The organism is Sphingosinicella sp. CPCC 101087, from assembly GCF_004151485.1.
Taxonomy (GTDB): domain Bacteria; phylum Pseudomonadota; class Alphaproteobacteria; order Sphingomonadales; family Sphingomonadaceae; genus Allosphingosinicella.
The window spans coordinates 121,423-142,576 of the sequence record NZ_SBFF01000013.1; the positions used below are offsets into that span (position 1 = coordinate 121,423).

The window sequence follows — 21,154 nt, forward strand, 5'->3', positions numbered from 1 at the left end:
TCCTAGACCCTACCTACCGCTCCCCATGCTCAACCTGACCGACATCATTGTCCGCCTCGGCGGGCGGACGATCCTCGACGGCGCTTCCGCCAGCCTGCCGCCGCGCGGGCGGATCGGGCTGATCGGGCGAAACGGGGCGGGAAAGACGACCCTGGTGCGGGTCGTCGCCGGAATGCTCGAACCCGATGCCGGCGAGCTGCGCATGCCGCGGGGGAGCCGCATCGGCTACATCGCCCAGGAGGCGCCGGGCGGAAGCGCCACGCCGTTCGAGACGGTGCTTGCCGCCGATACCGAGCGCGCGACCCTGCTCGCCGAGAGCGAGCATAGCGAGGACCCGGACCGGCTGGGCGAGCTGCACGAACGGCTGAACGCGATCGACGCCCATTCGGCGCCGGCGCGGGCGGCGCGGATCCTGGTCGGGCTCGGCTTCGACGAGGAAGCGCAGCACCGGCCGCTCGACACTTTCTCGGGCGGCTGGCGGATGCGGGTGGCGCTCGCTTCCTTGCTCTTCTCGGCGCCGGACCTGCTGCTGCTCGACGAGCCTTCGAACCACCTCGACCTGGAGGCTGTGCTGTGGCTCGAGGATTTCCTCAAATCCTATCCCGCCACCATCCTGCTGGTCAGCCACGAGCGCGACTTCCTCAACAATGTCGTCGATCACATCCTCCATCTCGAGCGCGGCAAGCTGACCCTCTATCCGGGCGGCTACGACGCGTTCGAGCGGCAGCGCGCCGAGCGGCAGGCGCAGCTCGCCTCCGCCCGGGAGCGGCAGGAGGCGCAGCGCGCGAAGCTGCAGGACTATATCGCCCGCAACAAGGCGCGCGCCTCGACCGCCAAGCAGGCCCAGTCGCGGGTCAAGGCGCTGGCGCGGATGCAGCCGATCGCCGAGCTGCTCGACGATCCGTCGCTGAGCTTCGATTTTCCGAGCCCGGAGGCGCTTCGGCCGCCGCTGGTGACGCTCGACCATACGGCCGTCGGCTATGACGGCGTTCCGGTCCTCCGGAAGCTCGACCTCCGGCTCGATCCGGACGACCGCGTCGCCCTGCTCGGCCGCAACGGCAACGGCAAGACGACGCTGGCGCGGCTGCTCGCCGCACAGCTGAAGCCGATCGAGGGCGAGATGAACGCCAGCGGCAAGATGCGCGTCGGCTATTTCACCCAGTATCAGGTCGAGGAGCTGGACCGGGGCGAGACGCCGCTCCAGCACATGACCCGGCTGATGCCGGGGGCGAGCCCGTCGGCGGTGCGCGCGCAGCTCGGCCGGTTCGGATTCGGCGGCGCGAAGGCGACGACGGAGGTCGGCAAGCTTTCGGGCGGCGAGCGGGCGCGGCTGGCGCTCGCCTTGATCACCCGCGACGCGCCGCACATGCTGATCCTCGACGAGCCGACCAACCATCTGGACGTCGATGCGCGCGAGGCCCTGATCCAGGCGCTCAACGCCTATGAAGGCGCGGTGGTGATCGTCAGCCACGACCGGCACATGATCGAGACGACCGCGGACCGGCTGGTGCTGGTCGACGGCGGCACGGCCCGCGAATATGACGGATCGCTCGACGACTATATCGCCTTCGTGCTTCAGGGCGACGCGCGCGAGGCCGGCAAGGCCGAGGCGAAGATCGACCGCAAGGCGGCGCGGCGCGCGGCGGCCGAGGCGCGGGAGAAGAGCGCGGCGCTGAGGCGGCGCGCCAAGGAGGCGGAAGCGGAGCTGGCGCGGCTGACCGAGCAGAAGAGCGCGATCGACCGGGCAATGTTCGACCCTTCCTCGGCGGAGGCGGCGCTGGCGAAGCTGACCATGAGCGAGCTGATGAAGAAGCGCGCGCAGGTCGAGGCCAGGATCGAAGAGATCGAGGCGGAGTGGCTGGACGCGAACGAGGCGCTGGAGCGGATCGCGGCCTGATCGACTCGCCAAGGCGGGGCGAGAGCCGGCGGGGGCGTGCCGGAAAGGCCGACCGTCGCGCCTAGGCGGTCTCGTAGCGGAGCAGTAGGATGTCCGAAGCGAAAGGCCGGCATTCGACCAGCTTCATCGCCGCCTTCACGCCGTCCGGGAACAGCCGCTTTCCCGCGCCGAGGACGACAGGATAGACCATCAGCCGGAACTCATCGATGAGCCCGTGCGGCATCAGGGCGTGAGCGACGGACGCGCTGCCGTAGACGAGTATGTCTCCGTCGGTCGCCGCCTTCACCTTTCTCACATCGTCGACGATGTCGCCCCTGAGCACAGTGGAGTTGCTCCAATCGGCTCTCTCGAGCGTCGTGGAGGCGACATATTTTGGCAGGCTGTTCATGCGGTCGGCAAATTCGGTCTTCACCATCGGCCAGACCGCCGCAAAGGCTTCGTAGGTGCGGCGGCCGAGCAGGATGGCGCCGCTCTCCTCCAGCTCCCGATGCTTGAACGCGTCCCCTTCCTCGCCGCGGCTGTAGGGGCCGGTCCAGTCCCCGAGGCCGCTATCCTCCATGCCGACGGGATCCTCGATCACCCCGTCCAGCGACACATAATCGGTCACGACAAGTCGTCCGGCCATTCCTGACTTCCTTTCACCCGGCGCCGCTCGCCGTCACAGGGATGGCAGGTTGATCGAAGGGCGGCGCATTGTCTTGAACGAAAGCGACGAAACTCACCGCGCCTCCCTCGCGATCTGCGCCGGCGTCTGGCCGACGAAGCGCTTCAGCGAACGGGTGAGATGGGCCTGGTCGGAATAGCCGGCGCGCATCACGGCGTCGAAAATGGTTGCGCCCCCGTCCAGGAGCGCCGCAGCCTTCCGCGCCCGCTCGATCTGCCTGATCGCTCCGAGCGTGAGGCCCGTCGCGCGCCGGACCCGGCGTTCGACGGACCGCCGCGACAGGTCCACCGGTCGGCCCTGCAGGGCATCGCGCACCGCGGGGTCGTCGACGAGGAGGCCTTCGCGCACCAGTCTCCCGACGAACGCCTCGATGTCGTCGAAGGTCGGGATCTCGAGCACGGAGCCGTTGAGCCGGACGGCGTTGCCGACGCCGCGGCGAAGGGTCACGTCGCCGTCGACGAGGGAATGCACGGGCAGGTCCGGCAGGAAGGTCCCGGGCCTGAACTCGACCGACATGAACTGCGCATCGGCCGGTATCGGGACCGCGCTCGCCCGGGTTTCGGGGCCCCGCACCGTCACATGCGTCCGGCCATCCTGCTTCCAGAAAACGACCAGCCAATGGGCTGCGGCGACCGAGATGAAGGAAGGATGCGGAGCGCTCGTCGTTCGCCAGATGCTTCGGACCATGGAATGGCTCGTCTCGCGCGCCTCCAGATGGAAGATCTTCGTCGCGCGCTGCATTGGATCTCTCCCGGTCTCCGGCGTCGGTCGCCGAAGCTATGACGCCATCCCTTGCCAGGCGCCACACGCCATCGGCTCGACGTAGTCCAGGGGCTGCCGAGCGGGCATGGTCCGGCCGCGGCCGCCCTTGCATTCCACTGCCGCACCCCCACTTCAGGAAACTGCTTCGGTCGTAGAGACGGTCTTCGGCGCTTTTCGGCTCCTTGCTCCTTCTGTCGCCTCCCTGGCACCGGGCTTGCGCCAATTCCGGCGCGCCCGATCGGAAGGAAAATTCCATGCCCATCGGCAAAGTAAAGTTCTTCAACATCCACAAGGGCTTCGGCTTCATCACGCCGGAAGAAGGCGGCAATGACGCCTTCGTCCATATCAGCGCCGTCGAGAAGATCGGCCTGAACAGCCTGGCCCAGGACCAGCGCGTTTCCTACGAGCTGCAGACCGATCAGCGCGGCAAGACCAGCGCGGTCCAGCTGCAGACCCTCTGATCCGCCTGCCTGGCTTCGCACGGGTTCCGATCCCGTTGCGCCTTCGGGCGCGGCGGAATCCGGCATCGGCCGCGGACGACCCGTTCCGCCCCACCATGCCATGACCGGGGAGACCGAAGATGTCGGCCATCAGTGAATTCTACCGCACCCGCGCCGAGGCCGCCCACCGCGACGCCGCGGCCGCGACGCTCGACAATGTGCGCGAGCGCCACCTGCGCGCCGCGGCCGCCTGGGAAAAGATGGCCGAGCGCGGCGAGCGGGTCGAGACCGGCCGCGCCAGCCTCGATGCCCACAAGGCCGCGCTGCGCGCCGAAGCGGCGGCCGACGAGGCAGCCGCCGGGACACCGACGCCTGCGGACGATCCGGCCGCCTGAAGGCATCCAGGCCTGCCGATTCCGGCTCGCCCCTCGGATAATCGCTTCGGCGCGGCGACGCCGCCATCCTGCTTGCATGAAAGCCTGACATCGCTGACATTCTCCGCATGATGACGGCCGGTCATCAGAGTGTGCGTGAGAAGGTCGGCTCCGCTTCCGGCGCCTTGCTCGTGCAGGCGCTGATCGGGGCGATGATCCTGTGGGGACTCGGCGCCGACGTGCGAGGGGCGGTCGAGGCGCCGTTGCGGATGTTCGACGTGCTTCCGCCGCCGCCTCCACCGGAGCCGAAGCCGGTGCAGCCGCCGCCAAGGCAGGAGAGCGACACGCGGAACCAGCGCTTCACGCCGCGAGAGGAAGGCGGGGCCGCCCCGCCCAACCTGCGGTCGCAGGCGACGGAGGTGACCGCGCCGGCCCCGGTGATCCCGCTGCCCGTGACTCCGCCGATCGTGGCCGCGCCGCGGCCCGCGGCCGGAAACGATCCATCGTCCGGCGCCGCCGAGCGACCCGGCCCCGGAACCGGGAGCGGCGGGATCGGCGACGGGAGCGGCTCGGGCGCGGGCGGCGGCGGTGGCGGTGGGGGCGGCTACGGCCGGGTGCGCCCGCCGCGGCTGATCCGCGGCGGCTTTCGCGATTCCGACTTCCCGCCCGGGCTCGGCGAGGCCGGGATCGGCGGCACCGTCTCGGTCATCTTCACCATCCTCCCCGACGGCAACGTGACCGACTGCCGGATCACCCGGTCGAGCGGCAGCCCGGCCCTGGACGAGACGACCTGCCGCATCATCGAACGGCGCTATTTCTTCGAGCCCTCGCGCGACGAGTCGGGGCGGCCGATCCGGTCGCGGATGACGGAGAATCACAGCTGGATCGTCGAGGATCTGCCGCCCGAGCGCGAGCCGCCGAGGCGCCGGCGAGGCTGGTGATCCGCGACTGAAGCCGTGAAGCCGGCCCCCGCGCCTTCGGCCGCCTCGTCACCGTCGCGCAACCTTCCGGTCCGTTCGATCATTGTCCCGCTGTCCCTCCCACCGAGGACAGAAGGAGGAAGTGTGATGCGTACCCCTCTAATCGCCGCCGCCGCCCTTACCCTGGTCCCCCTCGCAGGCTGCGCCACCTACAATGATCCGTTCGGTTCCTCGGACGGCTATTATGAGCGCCAGTATCGCGCCGGACGCTACGATCCCTACCCGCTGGGCCGCGACGATTACGTCTATCGCGGCAATGACGGCCGCTATTATTGCCGCCGCCGCGACGGCACGGTCGGGCTGGTCGTCGGCGCGGGCGTCGGCGCGGTGCTCGGAAACCTCATAGCCCCGCGCGGATCGAGGACCCTGGGATCGATCCTGGGCGCCGCGGGAGGCGCCGCCGCCGGCTATGCTATCGAGCGGCAGGACCTGCGCTGCGAGTGATGCATCGGAGGGTCTAGCACCATTTTCCGAGCTGGCCCTCCAGCCATTCCACGATCCGCCGCCCATCGTCCAGGCTCAAGCCCTGGGCGAGCCGGACGGTCTTGCCCGCATGGATGAACTTCACGGCGCCGGTACTAGGCCTGAACAGGAACGGGAGGTCGATGTGACGCTTCCGGTGGAGCGGGATGGGATCGCCGACCTCGGGACGGCCGATCTCGGCGATCGGCCAGCTTCGGCGACGGGTGCGTCCCAGGACCGAATGGGCGGCCTCGACCTCTCCGCCGCGGACGCGGATCACCTCCTGGCCGGTGAGCTGCCAGGCCACGAGCAGGCTGCCGACCAGACCGGCGAACAACCAGCCGCCGGCGGCGATGCCGACGATGTCGGCTTCCAGGCCGAAGAGCGACACGAAGCCGGCGATGCCGCCGCCTGTCCAGATCGTCAGCCAGACCAGAAGGAATAGCAGCACGAGCGGACGGCGCGCGGGAATGACGACGCATTCCCCCCTCACGTCCCGTTCGATCCGGAATCGCCCCGCGCCGGCTCGCCCCCCGGTCGTCGCCATGCTTCGACCCTCCATCGATCGGATCCGAAATATCGGATCGAGAACGAAACGAAAAGCCTTCGCCTTGCACCTCGAGCATGCTGAAGCCGAACGGCCGGCAACCTTCGCCTTCGCCGGCGGTTGCTCTATGGTGCGTTCCGCACGCCGTGGCTCGTTGAGATCGCCTGGATCGGACCGAGCCGTGCAAGTCATTGAATCACTGCGTTTTCCAGGGCATCGGGCGACGCCGCCCGGCCCGAAAGCAAGTTCGAGGGGAGAATCACCATGATCACGCGCACCGCGACCGCCCGCTACGAGGGCTTCGGCAAGGATGGCAAAGGTCGAGTCTCGACCCAATCGGGGGTGCTCGCCGACCAGGCCTACGGCTTCGGCTCGCGCTTCGAATCCGAGAAGGGGACCAATCCGGAGGAGCTGGTCGCCGCCGCCCATGCCGCCTGCTTCACCATGGCCCTCTCCTTCGCCCTGGCCAAAGCGGGCCACGCGGACGGCACGCTCGAGACCGAGGCGCGGGTGAAGCTCGACAAGGAAGGCGAGGGATTCAAGGTCAGCCGGTCCGACCTGACGCTCCGGGCGAAGGTGCCCGGGATCGACGAGGCGGCGTTCCGGGAACTGGCCGAAGGCGCCAAGGCGGGGTGCCCGATCTCCAAGCTGCTCAACGCGGAGATCACGCTCGACATGGAGCTCCAGACCGCCGGCTGAGCGGAAGTCGGCTCGGGGCGCGACGCCCTTTCCGCGGAACGCGGCCGTGCCCAACCTCGCTGAGGGCCATCGATGGCGGCGCCGACTCCGCCTCCCGATAAAGCGAGAGTGGGCGCCGACGTCCGGCCGTTTCGGGATCGCGGGCAAAGACCCGCGAGGGAACAGGCCTAACGAGACGTGAAGGCGTTAATGGGGTTTTTACGACATTCGCTTACCTCGTTGCGGCAAGGGGGATGCGAAATGAATCCGGCTTCGAACCTGTCCTGCGTTCCCGTCGCCACGGAGACTCCGGGCGACGAGGAGACGAACCTCGAACCGCTGGTGCGGCCCTCGCGGGTCGCGCTGCCGACGCCCGCGCGGTCCGAGTGCCTGACCGAGGAGTGGCTGCGCCAGGAAGTCGAGACGCTGGGCCGCTATCTCGACACCGCCGCCTTCCTCCTGGCCCGGGAGCCGGTGGTGCGCAGCCGGTTCGAGACCGAGCTGGGCAATATCCGCCATGTCGAGCGGATGCTCGTCCAGATCGCGCCTCTGATCAACGCCGCCGACAAGGCCGAGGCGGTCGAGCGGATCACCGACCCTGCCCTGAAGGCGCGGCTGAAGCGCAAGCCGATCGTGCCGCTGTTCGAGAGCAAGCATTAGGCCAGGTCGCGGACGCCCCGGACCGCCTCGTCACCGATGCAGCTCGGGCCCCGGCCCTCGCGCTTGAGACGATGCGATGCTCGAGCGGCGGTGAAGTGTCGGGCGCAAGTCACCTCCGGGGCGGAGCTTCTTTCCTGCCTTCAATCCCCTCCCGCCCTCTGGTAGATTGGCGCAGCGGCGGTCTTCGGGGGGAGGCACTTCATATGGCGACGGCGGTTCGGTCTCGGCTCGGCGCCGAGCGGCGATTCTATTCCTTCATGGCGATCATGATGATCGTGCTGATGCTGATCGGCTTCGCGCCCAGCTTCTTCCTGCGCGGCTATGTGAGCTTCCCGCGCCCCAATCCGACGATCACGCCGGCGATCCTGCTGCACGGTATCGTCTTCACCCTCTGGATGCTGGTCTTCTGGGCGCAGACCGTGCTGGTCGCGGCGGGGCGGCGCGACGTGCACATGAAGCTGGGCGCGGCCGGCATGGCGCTCGCGGTGCTGCTGGTGCCGATGATGTATTGGGTGGCGGTCTACCAGGTGGCGCGGGCCAACCAGCCGCCCTTCGCGACTCCGCTCGGCTGGACCTCGGTGCCGCTCGCCACCATTCCGGTCTATGCCATATTGGTCTGGCAGGGCTGGAAGCGGCGGCGCGACGCGCAGGCGCACAAGCGGCTGATGCTCGGCGCAGCCCTTCTGTTCATGGGGCCGGCGGTGGGGCGCCTGCCGCTCGGGCCGCCGGCGCTCGTCGGCCACGCCTTCGGCCAGTTCCTCGCCTGGCTGTGCTTCGTGCCGCTCTTCTGGTGGGACCTGAAGACGCTGGGGCGGCTGCACTGGGCGACCAAGCTCGGCGCCGGATTGGCGCTGGCCGCGGTGTTCGTGCCGGTGCTGCTGATGGCGACGGGAAGCTGGGATGCGGTAGCGGCGCGCCTGCCGGGGGTCTGACCGGGACAGGCGGGGGGAGAAAGCGGACAGGCCGGCGTGCCTATGGAGCGGATCGGGTCTATGAAGCGAAGACGATCCGGACCGGGAGCGCGACATGACCGACAGACGGGAGCTTAGCGCCGAACCTATTCTCCGCCTGACGCCGGCGCGAACCCTTGCCGCCCAAGCGAGCCGGCCCTGGCCGAACGAGCCGGCCGGCTACCGCGGCGCGCGCGAGGCCTTGCTCGCCGAGGAGATCGAATTGAGGCGCCATATCGAGCGGGTGGCGGCGATGCGCCGAACCCTCCCCCTCGGCGGCGAGGTTCCGGAGGATTATGCGTTCGAGAATTCGGACGGCGGCCAGACGCGGCTTTCGGAGATGTTCGGGCCGCACGACACGCTCATCACCTATTTCTGGATGTACGGGCCGCTGCGCAGGCGACCTTGCCCGATGTGCACCAACCTGCTCGGGCCGCTCGACGCCAATGCACGCGACATCGAGCAGAAGGCAGCGCTCGCGATCATCGCCCTGTCGCCGGTAGCACGGCAGCTCGACTTCGCCCGGGAGCGGGGCTGGAGGGCGCTTCGCTTCTATTCGAGCGCCGGGAACCGCTTCGCCGACGATTATCGCGGGTTGCTCGAGGACGGGACCGATACCGCCGCGCTCAACGTCTTCGTGAAGAAGGCCGGAAAGGTCCACCACTTCTGGGGTGGCGAGATGGGCGGCGAGACGGTCGATCCCGGCCAGGACCCGCGCGGTGCTCCCGACCTGGCGCCGCTGTGGAACATGCTCGACCTGACGCCGCGCGGACGGGATCCGGACTGGTATCCGAGCCTCGAATATGGCGATCGAGCGGATTCCCGGCCTTTGCCGGCGTCGGGGGTCAGCGCGAATCCGGAGGGGGCGCCTTAGCCCTCTCCGCGCCGAGATAGGGGCGTCCCCGGAATTGCGGGGGACGAAGGGCCGTCCGGTGCCCCGGACGGCCCTTTCCCCCTTGTGACCGGTGCCAGCCGTTGAAGGTCATGCCGGGGGATACGCGCATTGCAGTGACGCCGCCGCCGGCATTTTGCCGCAGCCGCAAACCGCTTGCGCGTTCCGGGCATCACCGGCCGACAGGACCCCATGCCGGGAGCAGCGAAGATGGGCGTTGACGGCCTTCGCCTTTTGATATAACCATTTGGTTATTGAAAGGCATGGTTATGGAATCAGATCAGCTCGATGCCGTGTTCACCGCCCTCGCCGACCCGACGCGGCGGGCGATCCTGGCGCGGCTCGCCGAGGGCGAGGCTTCGGTGGCGGAACTCGCCATGCCCTTCAAGATGAGCCAGCCGGCCATCTCCAAGCATCTCAAGATGCTGGAGCGCGCCGGGCTGGTGTCCACCGCGGTCGATGCGCAGCGGCGGCCCCGGCGGATCGAAGGGGCGCCGCTTGCCGGCGCCGTCGGCTGGCTGGAGCAGTATCGCGAGGTCTGGGAGCGCAATTACGAACGGCTGGATGCGCTGCTCGACGAGATGAAGGCCGTGGAAGCGAAGGCAAGAAAGGGATCAAGGCAATGACCGGAAAAGTCAGCATCACCGCTTCGGGCGAGCGCGAGCTCGTCATCACCCGCCTGTTCGAGGCGCCGCCCCATCTGGTGTTCGAGGCGCATACCGTGCCGGCGCTGATGAAGCGCTGGTTCACCGGACCGGAAGGCTGGACGCTCGCCACGTGCGAGATCGACCTGCGGCCGGGCGGCACCTATCGCCACGAATGGGCGCACGAGGACGGCCGCAAGATGGGAATGAGCGGCACCTTCCAGGAGATCGATCCGCCGCACCGCCTTGTCGCGACAGAGCTGTTCGACGAGGACTGGACCGGCGGCGGCACGGTCAACACGCAGACGTTCGAGCCGGTCGGCGACGGCCGGACGCGCCTCACCACGACGGTGCTTTGCACGTCCGCCGAAGCGCGCGACTCCATGCTGCAGTCGAATATGGAAGCGGGGATCGCCGCCAGCTATGCCCGGCTCGACGCCGTGCTGGCGGACGTGCCGATCGGAAAGGTGGCTTAGCGCCCGCTTTCCACCCGGCTTCCGGCGCTCGGGACGTGCCGCGACGGCGAGCTCCGGGACCTCATACCCCGCAATGCGAAAGGGCCGCCCGGTCGCCCGGGCGGCCCTTCCCTCGCAAGAAGATGTCGCGTCGCCTCAGCGCTGCTGCTGGCGGTCGCCTGGCTTCTGGCCGCCCTGCTGCTGCTGACGGTCGCCCTGTTGACGATCCTGGCCGCCTTGCTGTTGCTGACGGTCGCCCTGCTGACGATCCTGGCCGCCTTGCTGTTGCTGCTGGCGGTCGCGGTCCTGGCCACCGCCTTGCTGGCGGTCGCCTTGATCCTGGCTGCGTTCCTTCATGTCGGGCTCCTCTCGTCCGCTGCCGGGCCGTGCTGGCGCCGGCATGTCGACAAAACCCTCCGGCCGACGGCGCTGTTCCTCCAAATGCCTGGTCCGCCGTCATTCCTGCGGCAAAGCGACCCGCCCGCCCGCCGGGCCGGAACTTCGCCACGGCGGGTCCATTGTCGAAAATGGCGCGCCCGCCAACTCGACGCGCGAACCCAATGCAGCGAAGCAGGAGAGAGGATATGCAGGTCGCCGAAATGATCGCCGCCCATCCCGACGTGAAGGGAAACACCAACGAGGCTCTGCTTCGCTGCATTGCCGATTGCTACGATTGCGCGCAGACCTGCACATCCTGCGCCGATGCCTGCCTCGCCGAGGCGAACGTCGCCGAGCTGCGCCAGTGCATCCGCCTCAATCTCGACTGCGCCGACCTGTGCCTTGCCGCCGGCGCGCTCGGTACCCGCCGGACCGGGTCCGACGAGAGCGCGATCCTCGCGGCGCTCGAAGCCTGCGCGACCGCCTGCCGACTGTGCGGGGAGGAATGTGCGCGCCACGCCTCGATGATGGAACATTGCCGCATCTGCGCGGATGCCTGCCGCCGCTGCGAAAGCAGCTGCCGCGAGGCGATCGAGTCGATCCGGGGCTGAACGGCCGCGCGCTTCCGGGGCGCGTTGCCTCCTCGCAACCGATCCGGCATGGTTGCGGACCATGAACAGGATGCTCATTGCCGCGGCCCTGGCCGCCGGGCTGCTCGCCGGATGCGCCGGGCCGCGCGACCCGTGGGGCGGGGACTATGCGCTCCATTACCGGCCGGCGAGCGGCGAGGGGCAGGCGCTCGACTTGAACGATCGCGTCTATCTAGACCAGGACGGCGATTATTATTGCCAGCGCGCCGACGGCACGCTCGGCCTGGTGACCATGGCGGGCGGCGGGGGCCTGCCGCCGAACCTGGTCACGCCCGGCCGGTCGCGCAAGCTGGGGAGCGTGGTCGCGCAGCCGGGCGGCGGCGCCATCCGCGACGCGATCGAGCGGCGCGTCCTGCGCTGCGTCTAGCCGGCGGCTTGCGTCCATGTGCAACGAGCAACGCCGCCGCATCGCCCTGGGCCAGGTTCGCGAGGATTGGAGCCAGATCCGGATCCCCCTGATCTTTCCCGAAGGCATGCCCAATTTCGAGCCGCTCGATTCCATCCGGATCACCGACCGCAACGCGATCATCCGCGCGGCGCGCGAGAGCGAGAGCGAGAGCGTGGAGCCCGGCGCTTCCACCGCAGAGTCCGCCCCGGAAAGCGCCCGCGGACCTTCCCGGGGCGAGTTCGAGGCGGAAAGGTTCCCCGGCCCTTCCCGGGCGGAACTGGTCGTGCGCCGCTGGTCCTGGCCGGGGCCGAGAGGGAAGCCGGTCTACAATTATCGCTCGGAAGGCCGCGAATTTCCGCGCGGTCGGTGCCTGATCGTCGCGGACGGCTTCTACGAATTCACCGCGCCTGCGGACCCGGCCAAGAAGCGAAAGGACAAATGGCTGTTCACGCTGGCCGGCGCGGAATGGTTCTGCATCGCCGGACTGTGGCGCAACGATCCGCAAGTGGGCGAGGCCTATACGATGCTGACCTGCGCGCCGGGGCCGGACGTGGCGCCCTATCACGACCGGCAGGTGGTCGTGCTGGATCGCGACCAATGGGCTCGCTGGCTCGATCCGGCGGTTCCGGCAGGCGAGCTGTTGCAGCCGCTGCCGGCCGGGAGCCTCGAGGTCGAGCAGGTGGGATGAGTGCGCCGGATGCGTGACGCCCAGCTTCGCGCCTCCGCTATGTTTCGGGCGGTTGGCGCTACGGGCCTTCCACCCGCCTCCGGGATCCGGGCTGGCTTCCTTCGTCCTGCCCCTCGACGCCGAAGCGGTAGATCGTCGTCGACCTGAAGGTCTCGCCCGGGCGGAGCAGGGTCGAGGGGAATTCGGGCCGGTTGGGGCTGTCGGGCAGGTGCTGCGTCTCCAGCGCGATACCATGATGGGGGCGCAGCGGAACGCCGGCGGCGCCGATATCCCCGCCCGGGAAATGGTTGGCGACGTAGACGTGCAGGGCCGGCTCGGTGGTCAGCACCTCCAGCGTCCGCCCCGATTGCGGCTCGCTCAGGCGGCCGGCGAGCACCGGCTCCGGGCGATCGCCCGCTTCGACCAGCCAGCTGTGATTGTAGCCGCAAAAGCCGCCGATCCGCGGCATCGCCTCGGCCAGGCAGTCGCCGACCGGCCTCGGTTCGCGAAAGTCGAAGGCGGTGCCCGCGACGGGCGTGAACGCCCCGGTCGGAATGCCTGCCTCGGTGGCATCGACGATCCGGTCGGCGAACAGTTGCAGCCGATGGTCGAAGACGGGTCCACCCCCGGCGCCGGCCAGGTTGAAATAGCTGTGATTGGTGAGGTTCAGGACGGTCGGCGAATCGGCGCTCGCCCGATAGTCGATCCTGAGCGCGCCGGGCAGCAGCCGGTAGGTGACGGCGACGTCGAGGCGGCCGGGAAAGCCCTGCTCGCCGTCGGGAGAGCTGTAGTGGAGCACCGCGCCCACGCCCTGCTCCGTCGGCAGCGGTTCGACCCGCCAAACCCTGGTGATGAAATTGTCCTCGAAGCCGCCGTGCAGCGCATTGGGGCCATCATTGGCTGTCAACCGGACCTCGCGGCCATCGAGAGCGAAACGGGCGTTGGCGATCCGGCCGGCATAGCGGCCGACGATTCCGCCGAACCAGTAGCTGCTATTCTTCGCTTCATAATCGGCGAGGCTCGGCAGGCCGAGCACGACATTCTCCCGCGCGCCGTCGCCATCGGGGACCTCGATCGCGGTGACGATGCCGCCATAATCGAGGAAGCGGACGACCATCCCATCACTGCCGGTGAGGCTATATTCGCGGACGGTTTCGCCCTTGCTGGTGACGCCGTAGCTGCGCATCTCGACTCCCGCTGATTCGGCCGGCGTGGCCAGGCCGAAGGCGGCCAGGCCGGCCAGGACGACAATCCTCACTCCCTCCCCTCCCCGCGATAGAGCCGGTCGGCGGCGAGCGCGAGGGACATGGGATCGGCTTCGTCACCGATCAGCGAGCACGGGCCCGAACGTCCTGGACCGGGGCAGCGGCCGCTCATCCGGCGATCTCCAGCGTGGTGGAGCGGACGTTCGCCGAACTGTTGCCGACCATGATCTCGAACTCGCCCGGCTCCACCACCCGTTCCATCGCCGCATTCCAGAAGCGGAAGGCCTCGGGACCGAGCTCGAACTCGACCGTGCGCCGTTCGCCCGGGCGAAGCGTCACCCGCTCGAAGCCGCGAAGCTCCATCACCGGCCGAGTGACGGAGCTGACCCTGTCGCGGATATAGAGCTGGACGACCTCGTCGCCCGCGCGCGCGCCGCTGTTGCGCACGTCGACCGAGACTCGGACGTTGCCGTCGGTCCGGATCCGCGGCGCCGACAGGCGCGGCTCGCCGATCTCGAAGCTCGTGTAGCTGAGGCCGAAGCCCAACGGGAAAAGGGGCGCGGTCGTGTCGAACAGATAGCCGCGAAACGCGCTCGGCTTGTGGTTGTAGTAGAGCGGGATCTGGCCTTCGTGGCGGGCCACCGTCACCGGCAGCTTGCCGCCCGGATTGACGTCTCCGAACAGGATTTCGGCAAGAGCCGTGCCGCCTTCCTGCCCGACATACCAGGCCTCCACCAGGGCATCCGCGCCCTCCACCACCGCCGGCCAGGAGGGCGGGCGGCCGTTCAGCGCCACCACCACGATCGGCTTGCCGAGGGCGAACAGGGCCGCAGCCAGCTCGTTCTGCTCCCCGACCAGGTCGAGGCTGGTCCGGTCGCCCAGATGGTTGCGGGCGAAGCCCTCGCGGCTGGTCTGTTCGGTGTCGCCTATCGCCAGGACGATGAGGTCGGCGCCTCGGGCCGCCTCGACCGCCTCGGCGATCAGCTGCCGGTTTCTGGCCGGATCGGCGAGCAGCACCTCATGCGCCGAGCGGTCCTCGCTCTGGGTGATGAACACGCCCTGGGCATGAACGATGTCGGCCCGGTCGCCGACCCGGGCGCGAATGCCGTCGAGCAGGCTGATGCGCCGGCGGGGATGGCCCGAATAGCCGCCGAGCCGCGCCACCGCCGCATTGGGGCCGATCACCGCGATGCGCCGGTGGGCACCGGCGGTGAGCGGCAGCAGGCCGTCATTCTTGAGCAGGACGACGGAGCGGCGCGCGGCTTCGAGCGCCAGCGCCCGAGCCTCCTCATTGTCGATCAGCGCCTCGGCGGCCGGATCGGCATAGGGATTTTCGAACAGGCCGGCCCGGAACTTGAGATCGAGCATCCGGCGCACCGCCTCGTCGAGCAGGTCCTCGCTGATCCGTCCGGAGCGGACCGAGTCGACCAGGGTCCGATAGGCGCGGCCCTCGGGCAGGTCGCTGTCGACCCCCGCCCGGAGCGCGCGAACGGCGGCGCTCGCCAAATCCGGCTCGACATGGTGGAGGGTCGCCAGCTCCTCGATCGCCGAATAGTCGCTGACCAGCACGCCGCCGAAGCCCCACTCGCCGCGAAGCACATCCTGGAGAAGCCAGCGATTGGCGTGGGACGGAACGCCGTCGATTTCATTGTAAGAGGCCATCACCGCGGCGGGGCGGGCGCGGCGGATCGCCGCCTCGAATGGGGGGAAGAAATATTCCCTGAGCTCGCGCTCCGACAGCGGCGCCGGCGCGACGTTGTTGCCGGCCTGCGGCTGCCCGTGGCCGGTCATATGCTTGAGCGTTGCGAACACGCGGCCGGGGCCGAGGCGGCCCTCCTCCAGCTCGCCCTGCAGCCCCATGACCGCCGCGACCCCCATTTCGGAAACGAGATAGGGGTCCTCGCCGAACGTCTCCTCGATCCGGCCCCAGCGCGGATCGCGCACGATGTCGACGACCGGGGAGAGAGCGTAGGGCACGCCGCGGGCACGGACCTCCCGCGCGATCACCGCATTGACGCGGCGGACCAGCTCCGGATCCCAGCTGCTCGCCAGCGCGATGGCCTGTGGAAACATGGTGGTATGCGGCGCCATGAAGCCGTGCAGCGATTCCTCGTGGAACAGGATCGGGATTCCGAGCCGGGTGCGGGTCATGGCCCAGCGCTGCGCGTCGTTGACGAAGCGGACGGCCTCGGCCGGCTCGTGCCAGCGCCCCGCTATCACCGTTCCCGACGCCTCCGGAGCGGCCTGGCGATCGGACGGGCGCGCTATGTGACCGATTCCGTTCGGATAGGCCTCGTCCGCGCGCTCCGGATCGAAGCGCGCCGCACCGTCCATCACTTCGGACTTGGTGCCGAGGAGAGTGATGACCTGGGCGACCTTTTCCTCGAGCGTCATGCGCCCGAGCAGATCCTCGACCCTTTGCTCGACTGGAGCCGAGGCGTCGCGATAGAGCGGTGTCCCGCTCGGCCCCGCGAGGCCCTGCTGCGCGGGTGCGGGCGCGAAGGCGAACATCATCCCGATGAGGCCGATCAAGACCGCGGCGCGGCCGAACGAGCGAGGTCCCCTGCCCAAAATCCTGCTCCCCTTGCGATCGCGGCGTGAACGCCGACTCTTTTCCCGCCGCACTTGTTGCGTTTATGGTAGCGCTCACATTGAAGCCACGGCCGACCGCCTGTCAATGGCGCGCGGTCCGCAGAAGAGAGGATTGACCATGCCCCGTTTCGCGCTGCTTCGTTTGCTGCTGCCGATGATGGTCGGCCTTCTCTGCGCACCGGCAGCGGCCGAGGACGGGTACGATCTCTGGCTGCGCTATCGCACCGTCGAGCCGCAATGGCAGGAAGGCTATCGGACGGCCGCGACCGCGATCGTCGTCGAAGGCGAATCGCCCACGCTGGCCGCCGCGCGCGCCGAGCTCGAGCGCGGCCTCGCAGGGCTGCTCGGCCGGCCGGTGCCGACCACGCCGGAGGCGGCCGGCGACGGGGCGATCATCCTGGGAACGCCACGATCGTCGCCGCTCATAGCCGGGCTCGGCCTTCCCCTCGATCGGCTCGGCCCCGAAGGCTATCTGATCCGCAGCATCACCCTCGGCGGCCGCCGCGCGATGGTGATTGCCGGCCGAAGCGATGTCGGTGTGCTCTACGGCGCCTTCCGGCTGCTGCGGCTCATCCAGACCCGCCAGCCGATCGACGCGCTCGACCTGGCCGAGGCTCCGCGGCTCGAACGGCGGCTGCTCAACCATTGGGACAATCTCGATCGTTCGGTCGAGCGCGGCTATGCCGGCTTGTCGCTGTGGGACTGGCAGAAGCTGCCGCATTTCCGCGATCCGCGTTATACCGACTATGCGCGCGCCAATGCCTCGATCGGGATCAACGGCACGGTCCTCAACAACGTCAATTCCAACGCCGACATCCTGACCCCGCAATTTCTAGAGAAGGTGGCCGCACTCGCCGACGTCTTCAGGCCCTATGGGATCCGGGTCTATCTCTCCGCCCGTTTCAACGCCCCGATGGCGATCGGCGGACTGGAGACGGCCGACCCGCTCGATCCGCGAGTCCGCGCCTGGTGGCGCGCCAAGTCCGACGAGATCTACCGCCGCATACCGGATTTCGGCGGCTTCCTGGTCAAGGCCAATTCGGAAGGCCAGCCCGGCCCGCAGGATTTCGGCCGCAGCCATGCCGACGGCGCCAACATGCTGGCCGAGGCGGTGGAGCCGCATGGCGGCATCGTGATGTGGCGCGCCTTCGTCTATTCGGACGAGGTGCCGACCGATCGGGCTGCCCAGGCCTATGACGAATTCAAGCCGCTCGACGGCGAATTCCGGCCGAACGTCATCGTCCAGGTGAAGAACGGACCAATCGACTTCCAGCCGCGCGAGCCCTTCCATCCCCTGTTCGGCGCGATGCCCCGGACACCGCTGATGATGGAGCTGCAGATCACCAAGGAATATCTCGGCTTCGCCACCCACCTCGTCTATCTCGGCACCATGTGGGAGGAGGTGCTCGATGCCGACACCCATGCGCAAGGCGAGGGATCGACGGTCGCACGGGTGATCGACGGCAGCCTGGACGACTATGCCCATACCGGCATGGCCGGAGTCGCCAATATCGGCAACGACCGCAACTGGTCGGGATCGCAGTTCGACCAGGCCAATTGGTATGCCTATGGCCGGCTCGCCTGGGATCCCGATGTGACTGCGGGCGCGATCGCCGGGGAATGGGCGCGGATGACCTGGAGCAACGACCCGCAGGTCCTCGAGCCGATCGTCGGCATGATGATGGATTCGCATCAGGCGGTGGTCGATTATATGACCCCGCTCGGGCTCCATCACCTGATGGCGACGGGCCACCATTACGGACCCGGCCCTTGGGTCGACGATCTCGAGCGGGCGGACTGGAACCCGGTCTATTTCCATCGGGCCGACCGCGAGGGGATCGGGTTCGACCGGACGGCGAGCGGCAGCAATTCGGTGTCGCGCTATGCGCCCGAAGTGGCGGCACGCTTCGGCGATGCCGGGACGGTGCCGGAGGAATTCCTTCTCTGGTTCCACCATCTTCCCTGGGACCATCGCATGGCCGGCGGTCGCACGCTCTGGGACGAACTGGTCGCCCGCTATACGCGCGGGGTCACGGCCGTTGCCGGAATGCGCCAGGCATGGGCGGCGCTGGCGCCGCACGTCGACGCCCAGCGCCACGCCGAGGTCAGCGATTTCCTCCTCATCCAGCAGGAGGAGGCCCAATGGTGGCGCGATGCCTGCCTCGCCTATTTCCAGAGCCTGTCGCGCCGGCCCTTCCCCGAAGGCTATGCGCCGCCGGCGCACGATCTCGAATATTACAAGGCGATCCGGACGCCCTACGCGCCGGGGAACTGATAGCCGACAGCAAGGCGCGGTCGGACGTCACTCCGACGAAGGTCGGGATGGTAGGGAAGGCCGCGCCGACTCGAAAAAGGCAGCCGCCGGAGCGGCGCCCGCGCCATGAAGCCTAGCGAATCGTCAGAGTCGTGCTCTCGACGTCGGCCGAGTTGGGGCCGGCCGAGATGGTGAAGGTGCCGGGTTCGACGACGCGCTCCATCTCCCCGTTCCACAGCGACAGGTCGGCCGGGGTCAGCTCGAACCGCACCGTCTGCCGTTCCCCGGGCTGGAGCGCGATCCGGCGGAACCGCCTGAGCTCGCGCACCGGTCGCGTGACCGAGGCGGTGTCGTCGCGGATGTAGAGCTGGACCACCTCCTCGCCGGCGCGCGCGCCGGTGTTGCGGACGTCGACCTCGACCGCGACATTGTCGTCGACGCCGATCGTGTCGCGGCCGAGCCGGGGCGCCGAGATCTCGAAGCTGGTATAGCTGAGGCCGTAGCCGAACGGATAAAGTGGCTGGTTGGAATCGAACAGATAGCCGCGCCGCGCCGTCGGCTTGTGGTTGTAGAAGACCGGCAGCTGGCCGGCGTTGCGGGCGATCGACACGGGCAGCCGGCCGGCGGGATTGACGCGGCCGAACAGCACGTCGGCCACGCCGTGGCCGGTCTCCTGGCCGAGATACCAGCCCTCGATCAGGGCAGGCGCGTTTTCGGCCAGATAGTTGACCGAGAGCGGGCGGCCGTTGAGCAGGATGACGACCGTCGGCTTGCCGAGCGCCAGTATCTCACGGGCGAGATCCTCCTGCTGCCCGATCAGGTCGATCGACGTACGGTCGCCGAGATGGTTGTCGGCCCAGGCCTCGCGGCTGGTCTGCTCGTTGCCGCCGAGCACGAGCACGATCGTGTCCGCGGTCCGGGCGGTCTCGACCGCTTCGGCGATCAGCCGGCGATTGACTTCCTCGGGAACGAGATTGACCTCGTCCTGCGCCCATATCCGCTCCTCGGTGATCCGAACCCCTTCCGAATAGACGACTTCGAACCGGCCCCGTGCTTCGTTCTGCATGCCTTCGAGCACGCTCACGACGTGCCGCGGAATCTCGCTATAGCCGCCGATCGGGGTGTCGCGGGCATGAGTCCCGATCACCGCCATCCGGCGGATGTCGGCAGGATCGAGCGGAAGCAGGTCATTCTCGTTCCTGAGCAGGACGATCGCCCGCCCGGCCGCTTCGCGGGCCAGGGCGACCGCATCGGGCGTCGCGGTCAGCCGGTCGGCCGCCTCGGCGTCGACATAGGGATTCTCGAACAAGCCGGCCGCGAATTTCAGCCACAGGATGCGACGCACCGCCGCATCGATCTGCGCCTCGGTGACGCGGCCCTGCCGGACGAGCTCCGGCAGATGGAGATAGGCTTCGCCGTCGGGAGTCTCGATGTCGACCCCCGCATTCATCGCCGCCACGGCGGCATCCTGCAGATTGTCGAACATGCGGTGGCGCGTGACCATCTCGCGGATGGCGAAATAGTCGCTGAGGATGGCTCCCCGGAAGCCCCATTCCTCGCGAAGCACATCGTGCAGCATCCAGCGATTGGCGTGGCTCGGTATCCCGTCCAGCTCGTTGTAGGACGGCATGACGATGCGCGCGCCCGCCTCGCGCACGGACCGCTCGAACGGCGGGAAGAAGATCTCGCGCAGGGTCCGCTCGCCGAACGGTGCCGGACCGATATTCGTGCCGCTTTCGGGCTGGCCGTGGCCGGTCATGTGCTTCAGCGTGACGAAGACGCGCTGCGGATGGAGCGGCATGGTCGTGCCCTGAAAGCCGCGGATCGCCGCCAGGGAGATCTCGCTGACGAGATAGGGATCCTCGCCATAGGTCTCCTCGATGCGGCCCCAGCGCGGATCCCGGGCGACGTCGACCACGGGCGCCAGCGCCAGCTGGGCGCCCCGGGCGCGCATTTCGCGCGAGGCGACGTTGAACACCCGCTCGACCAGGGCCGGATCCCAGGTGCTGGCAAGACCGATGGCCTGCGGAAAGCTGGTCGCGTCGCGCGCCACATAGCCGTGCAGCGCCTCCTCGTGCATCAGCAGGGGAATACCGAGCCGGGTATTCTCGACCGCCCAGCGCTGGGCGGCGTTGATATAGTTCGCCGTCTCCCGGGCATTTCGATTGACCACGCCCGCGACGGCGCCGGCAGCGCCCGCGGCCGGGGCCTGGACGCCGCGCCGGTCGGACGGACGGGCGATCTGGCCGAGACCGTGGGGAAAGGCCTGGGAAGCACGCTCGGGGGAGAAGTCGCCGCTCGGCGTCTGGATGCGATCCTTATGCTCCCAGACGGAGAGCATCTGTGCGACCTTCTCCTCGAGCGTCATGCGGGCGAGCAGATCCTCGACCCGCCGTTCGATCGGCTGCGCGGCGTCCTTGTAGATTACGGGTTGCTGCCCCTGGGAGAAAGCCGCTCCGCCCAGGCCCGCCACCGAGCCGGCAAGCGCCACGAACAAAAGGGTGAGACGCCCGAAGGCGGCAAAGCTCGACCTCATAGTTCAATCTCCCCTTTTCCCGGTTCGGATCCATGCCCCGCCGGATTTATGGTAGCGCTCACATTCATAGGTCGGCCGG

Annotated in this window: 22 protein-coding genes; 15 read left to right on the forward strand and 7 right to left on the reverse strand. The window is 68.6% G+C overall.

Going from position 1 to position 21,154, the window contains the following annotated elements; translation table 11 throughout:
• Positions 1 to 25: 25 nt before the first annotated feature.
• Positions 26 to 1,897, forward strand: coding sequence for an ABC-F family ATP-binding cassette domain-containing protein (locus tag EKM57_RS19115; protein ID WP_129794127.1), 1,872 nt, complete (start codon positions 26 to 28; stop codon positions 1,895 to 1,897).
• 61 nt (positions 1,898 to 1,958) lie between these two features.
• On the opposite strand, the gene EKM57_RS19120 is transcribed toward EKM57_RS19115, so the two are convergent.
• Both EKM57_RS19120 and EKM57_RS19125 read right to left on the reverse strand, forming a co-directional pair.
• Positions 1,959 to 2,522: a dihydrofolate reductase family protein gene (locus tag EKM57_RS19120; protein WP_129794128.1), complete on the reverse strand. Its 564-nt coding sequence runs from the start codon at positions 2,520 to 2,522 to the stop codon at positions 1,959 to 1,961.
• A gap of 93 nt (positions 2,523 to 2,615) precedes the next feature.
• Complete coding sequence (locus EKM57_RS19125; protein WP_129794129.1) at positions 2,616 to 3,302, reverse strand: helix-turn-helix domain-containing protein; 687 nt, start codon at positions 3,300 to 3,302, stop codon at positions 2,616 to 2,618.
• A gap of 275 nt (positions 3,303 to 3,577) precedes the next feature.
• Here EKM57_RS19125 and EKM57_RS19130 point away from each other — a divergent pair, with 275 nt between their 5' ends.
• From EKM57_RS19130 to EKM57_RS19145, 4 genes are all read left to right on the forward strand, one after another.
• Positions 3,578 to 3,784: a cold-shock protein gene (locus EKM57_RS19130; protein ID WP_129794130.1), complete on the forward strand. Its 207-nt coding sequence runs from the start codon at positions 3,578 to 3,580 to the stop codon at positions 3,782 to 3,784.
• A 119-nt stretch (positions 3,785 to 3,903) separates the two neighbouring features.
• On the forward strand, positions 3,904 to 4,158 hold the full coding sequence (locus EKM57_RS19135) for a hypothetical protein (protein ID WP_129794131.1): 255 nt from the start codon (positions 3,904 to 3,906) through the stop codon (positions 4,156 to 4,158).
• Positions 4,159 to 4,265: 107 nt separating this feature from the next.
• Complete coding sequence (locus tag EKM57_RS19140) at positions 4,266 to 5,078, forward strand: energy transducer TonB (protein ID WP_243451145.1); 813 nt, start codon at positions 4,266 to 4,268, stop codon at positions 5,076 to 5,078.
• A gap of 126 nt (positions 5,079 to 5,204) precedes the next feature.
• On the forward strand, positions 5,205 to 5,561 hold the full coding sequence (locus EKM57_RS19145; protein ID WP_129794132.1) for a glycine zipper 2TM domain-containing protein: 357 nt from the start codon (positions 5,205 to 5,207) through the stop codon (positions 5,559 to 5,561).
• 13 nt (positions 5,562 to 5,574) lie between these two features.
• Here the strand turns inward: EKM57_RS19145 and EKM57_RS19150 are convergent, their stop codons facing one another.
• Positions 5,575 to 6,126 carry a hypothetical protein gene (locus tag EKM57_RS19150; RefSeq protein WP_129794133.1) on the reverse strand — a complete coding sequence of 184 codons (552 nt, stop codon included), beginning with the start codon at positions 6,124 to 6,126 and terminating at the stop codon, positions 5,575 to 5,577.
• Positions 6,127 to 6,390: 264 nt separating this feature from the next.
• On the opposite strand from EKM57_RS19150, the gene EKM57_RS19155 reads away from it, so the two are divergent.
• The 6 genes from EKM57_RS19155 to EKM57_RS19180 all read left to right on the forward strand — a co-directional run bounded on the left by EKM57_RS19155 (position 6,391) and on the right by EKM57_RS19180 (position 10,426).
• Positions 6,391 to 6,825, forward strand: a complete 435-nt coding sequence (locus tag EKM57_RS19155) for an OsmC family protein (RefSeq protein WP_129794134.1) — start codon at positions 6,391 to 6,393, stop codon at positions 6,823 to 6,825.
• Positions 6,826 to 7,065: 240 nt separating this feature from the next.
• Complete coding sequence (locus tag EKM57_RS19160) at positions 7,066 to 7,464, forward strand: hypothetical protein (protein WP_129794135.1); 399 nt, start codon at positions 7,066 to 7,068, stop codon at positions 7,462 to 7,464.
• 203 nt (positions 7,465 to 7,667) lie between these two features.
• The gene (locus EKM57_RS19165; protein WP_129794136.1) at positions 7,668 to 8,396 is read left to right on the forward strand and encodes a hypothetical protein; all 729 of its coding nucleotides are present in this window, start codon (positions 7,668 to 7,670) and stop codon (positions 8,394 to 8,396) included.
• Between the two features lie 94 nt (positions 8,397 to 8,490).
• Entirely contained in the window at positions 8,491 to 9,288 is a 798-nt protein-coding gene (locus EKM57_RS19170; RefSeq protein ID WP_129794137.1) for a DUF899 family protein, read from the forward strand.
• Between the two features lie 281 nt (positions 9,289 to 9,569).
• Positions 9,570 to 9,932: a helix-turn-helix transcriptional regulator gene (locus EKM57_RS19175; RefSeq protein ID WP_129794138.1), complete on the forward strand. Its 363-nt coding sequence runs from the start codon at positions 9,570 to 9,572 to the stop codon at positions 9,930 to 9,932.
• Positions 9,929 to 10,426 (forward strand): SRPBCC family protein, encoded by a 498-nt coding sequence (locus tag EKM57_RS19180; RefSeq protein ID WP_129794139.1) that lies wholly within the window; start codon positions 9,929 to 9,931, stop codon positions 10,424 to 10,426. Before EKM57_RS19175 ends, EKM57_RS19180 begins: the two co-directional genes overlap by 4 nt.
• Before the next feature lie 135 nt (positions 10,427 to 10,561).
• Here EKM57_RS19180 and EKM57_RS19185 read toward each other — a convergent pair whose 3' ends face one another.
• The gene (locus tag EKM57_RS19185; protein WP_129794140.1) at positions 10,562 to 10,762 is read right to left on the reverse strand and encodes a hypothetical protein; all 201 of its coding nucleotides are present in this window, start codon (positions 10,760 to 10,762) and stop codon (positions 10,562 to 10,564) included.
• A gap of 227 nt (positions 10,763 to 10,989) precedes the next feature.
• Between EKM57_RS19185 and EKM57_RS19190 the strand changes: the two genes are divergently transcribed.
• From EKM57_RS19190 to EKM57_RS19200, 3 genes are all read left to right on the forward strand, one after another.
• Complete coding sequence (locus tag EKM57_RS19190; RefSeq protein WP_129794141.1) at positions 10,990 to 11,394, forward strand: four-helix bundle copper-binding protein; 405 nt, start codon at positions 10,990 to 10,992, stop codon at positions 11,392 to 11,394.
• Between the two features lie 61 nt (positions 11,395 to 11,455).
• On the forward strand, positions 11,456 to 11,800 hold the full coding sequence (locus EKM57_RS19195; RefSeq protein WP_129794142.1) for a hypothetical protein: 345 nt from the start codon (positions 11,456 to 11,458) through the stop codon (positions 11,798 to 11,800).
• A gap of 16 nt (positions 11,801 to 11,816) precedes the next feature.
• Positions 11,817 to 12,509 carry an SOS response-associated peptidase family protein gene (locus EKM57_RS19200; RefSeq protein ID WP_129794143.1) on the forward strand — a complete coding sequence of 231 codons (693 nt, stop codon included), beginning with the start codon at positions 11,817 to 11,819 and terminating at the stop codon, positions 12,507 to 12,509.
• Positions 12,510 to 12,567: 58 nt separating this feature from the next.
• Here the strand turns inward: EKM57_RS19200 and EKM57_RS19205 are convergent, their stop codons facing one another.
• Entirely contained in the window at positions 12,568 to 13,746 is a 1,179-nt protein-coding gene (locus EKM57_RS19205) for an aldose epimerase family protein (protein WP_129794144.1), read from the reverse strand.
• 115 nt (positions 13,747 to 13,861) lie between these two features.
• Complete coding sequence (locus tag EKM57_RS19210) at positions 13,862 to 16,207, reverse strand: glycoside hydrolase family 3 N-terminal domain-containing protein (protein WP_206185504.1); 2,346 nt, start codon at positions 16,205 to 16,207, stop codon at positions 13,862 to 13,864.
• Positions 16,208 to 16,403: 196 nt separating this feature from the next.
• Here EKM57_RS19210 and EKM57_RS19215 point away from each other — a divergent pair, with 196 nt between their 5' ends.
• The gene (locus EKM57_RS19215) at positions 16,404 to 18,560 is read left to right on the forward strand and encodes an alpha-glucuronidase family glycosyl hydrolase (RefSeq protein ID WP_243451146.1); all 2,157 of its coding nucleotides are present in this window, start codon (positions 16,404 to 16,406) and stop codon (positions 18,558 to 18,560) included.
• A gap of 112 nt (positions 18,561 to 18,672) precedes the next feature.
• On the opposite strand, the gene EKM57_RS19220 is transcribed toward EKM57_RS19215, so the two are convergent.
• Positions 18,673 to 21,075, reverse strand: coding sequence for a glycoside hydrolase family 3 N-terminal domain-containing protein (locus tag EKM57_RS19220; RefSeq protein ID WP_129794145.1), 2,403 nt, complete (start codon positions 21,073 to 21,075; stop codon positions 18,673 to 18,675).
• Positions 21,076 to 21,154 lie beyond the last annotated feature (79 nt).

Bases quoted from the DNA above. Each gene is read 5' to 3' on its own strand.
- EKM57_RS19165 (WP_129794136.1), top strand. From the start codon at position 7,668: ATGGCGACGGCGGTTCGGTCTCGGCTCGGCGCCGAGCGGCGATTCTAT.
- EKM57_RS19160 (WP_129794135.1), top strand. From the start codon at position 7,066: ATGAATCCGGCTTCGAACCTGTCCTGCGTTCCCGTCGCCACGGAGACT.
- EKM57_RS19125 (WP_129794129.1), bottom strand. From the start codon at position 3,302: ATGCAGCGCGCGACGAAGATCTTCCATCTGGAGGCGCGCGAGACGAGC.
- EKM57_RS19175 (WP_129794138.1), top strand. From the start codon at position 9,570: ATGGTTATGGAATCAGATCAGCTCGATGCCGTGTTCACCGCCCTCGCC.
- EKM57_RS19215 (WP_243451146.1), top strand. From the start codon at position 16,404: ATGCCCCGTTTCGCGCTGCTTCGTTTGCTGCTGCCGATGATGGTCGGC.
- EKM57_RS19220 (WP_129794145.1), bottom strand. From the start codon at position 21,075: ATGAGGTCGAGCTTTGCCGCCTTCGGGCGTCTCACCCTTTTGTTCGTG.
- EKM57_RS19135 (WP_129794131.1), top strand. From the start codon at position 3,904: ATGTCGGCCATCAGTGAATTCTACCGCACCCGCGCCGAGGCCGCCCAC.
- EKM57_RS19155 (WP_129794134.1), top strand. From the start codon at position 6,391: ATGATCACGCGCACCGCGACCGCCCGCTACGAGGGCTTCGGCAAGGAT.
- EKM57_RS19185 (WP_129794140.1), bottom strand. From the start codon at position 10,762: ATGAAGGAACGCAGCCAGGATCAAGGCGACCGCCAGCAAGGCGGTGGC.
- EKM57_RS19115 (WP_129794127.1), top strand. From the start codon at position 26: ATGCTCAACCTGACCGACATCATTGTCCGCCTCGGCGGGCGGACGATC.
- EKM57_RS19140 (WP_243451145.1), top strand. From the start codon at position 4,266: ATGATGACGGCCGGTCATCAGAGTGTGCGTGAGAAGGTCGGCTCCGCT.
- EKM57_RS19130 (WP_129794130.1), top strand. From the start codon at position 3,578: ATGCCCATCGGCAAAGTAAAGTTCTTCAACATCCACAAGGGCTTCGGC.
- EKM57_RS19195 (WP_129794142.1), top strand. From the start codon at position 11,456: ATGAACAGGATGCTCATTGCCGCGGCCCTGGCCGCCGGGCTGCTCGCC.
- EKM57_RS19200 (WP_129794143.1), top strand. From the start codon at position 11,817: ATGTGCAACGAGCAACGCCGCCGCATCGCCCTGGGCCAGGTTCGCGAG.
- EKM57_RS19150 (WP_129794133.1), bottom strand. From the start codon at position 6,126: ATGGCGACGACCGGGGGGCGAGCCGGCGCGGGGCGATTCCGGATCGAA.
- EKM57_RS19145 (WP_129794132.1), top strand. From the start codon at position 5,205: ATGCGTACCCCTCTAATCGCCGCCGCCGCCCTTACCCTGGTCCCCCTC.
- EKM57_RS19180 (WP_129794139.1), top strand. From the start codon at position 9,929: ATGACCGGAAAAGTCAGCATCACCGCTTCGGGCGAGCGCGAGCTCGTC.
- EKM57_RS19170 (WP_129794137.1), top strand. From the start codon at position 8,491: ATGACCGACAGACGGGAGCTTAGCGCCGAACCTATTCTCCGCCTGACG.
- EKM57_RS19190 (WP_129794141.1), top strand. From the start codon at position 10,990: ATGCAGGTCGCCGAAATGATCGCCGCCCATCCCGACGTGAAGGGAAAC.
- EKM57_RS19210 (WP_206185504.1), bottom strand. From the start codon at position 16,207: ATGATGTTCGCCTTCGCGCCCGCACCCGCGCAGCAGGGCCTCGCGGGG.
- EKM57_RS19120 (WP_129794128.1), bottom strand. From the start codon at position 2,522: ATGGCCGGACGACTTGTCGTGACCGATTATGTGTCGCTGGACGGGGTG.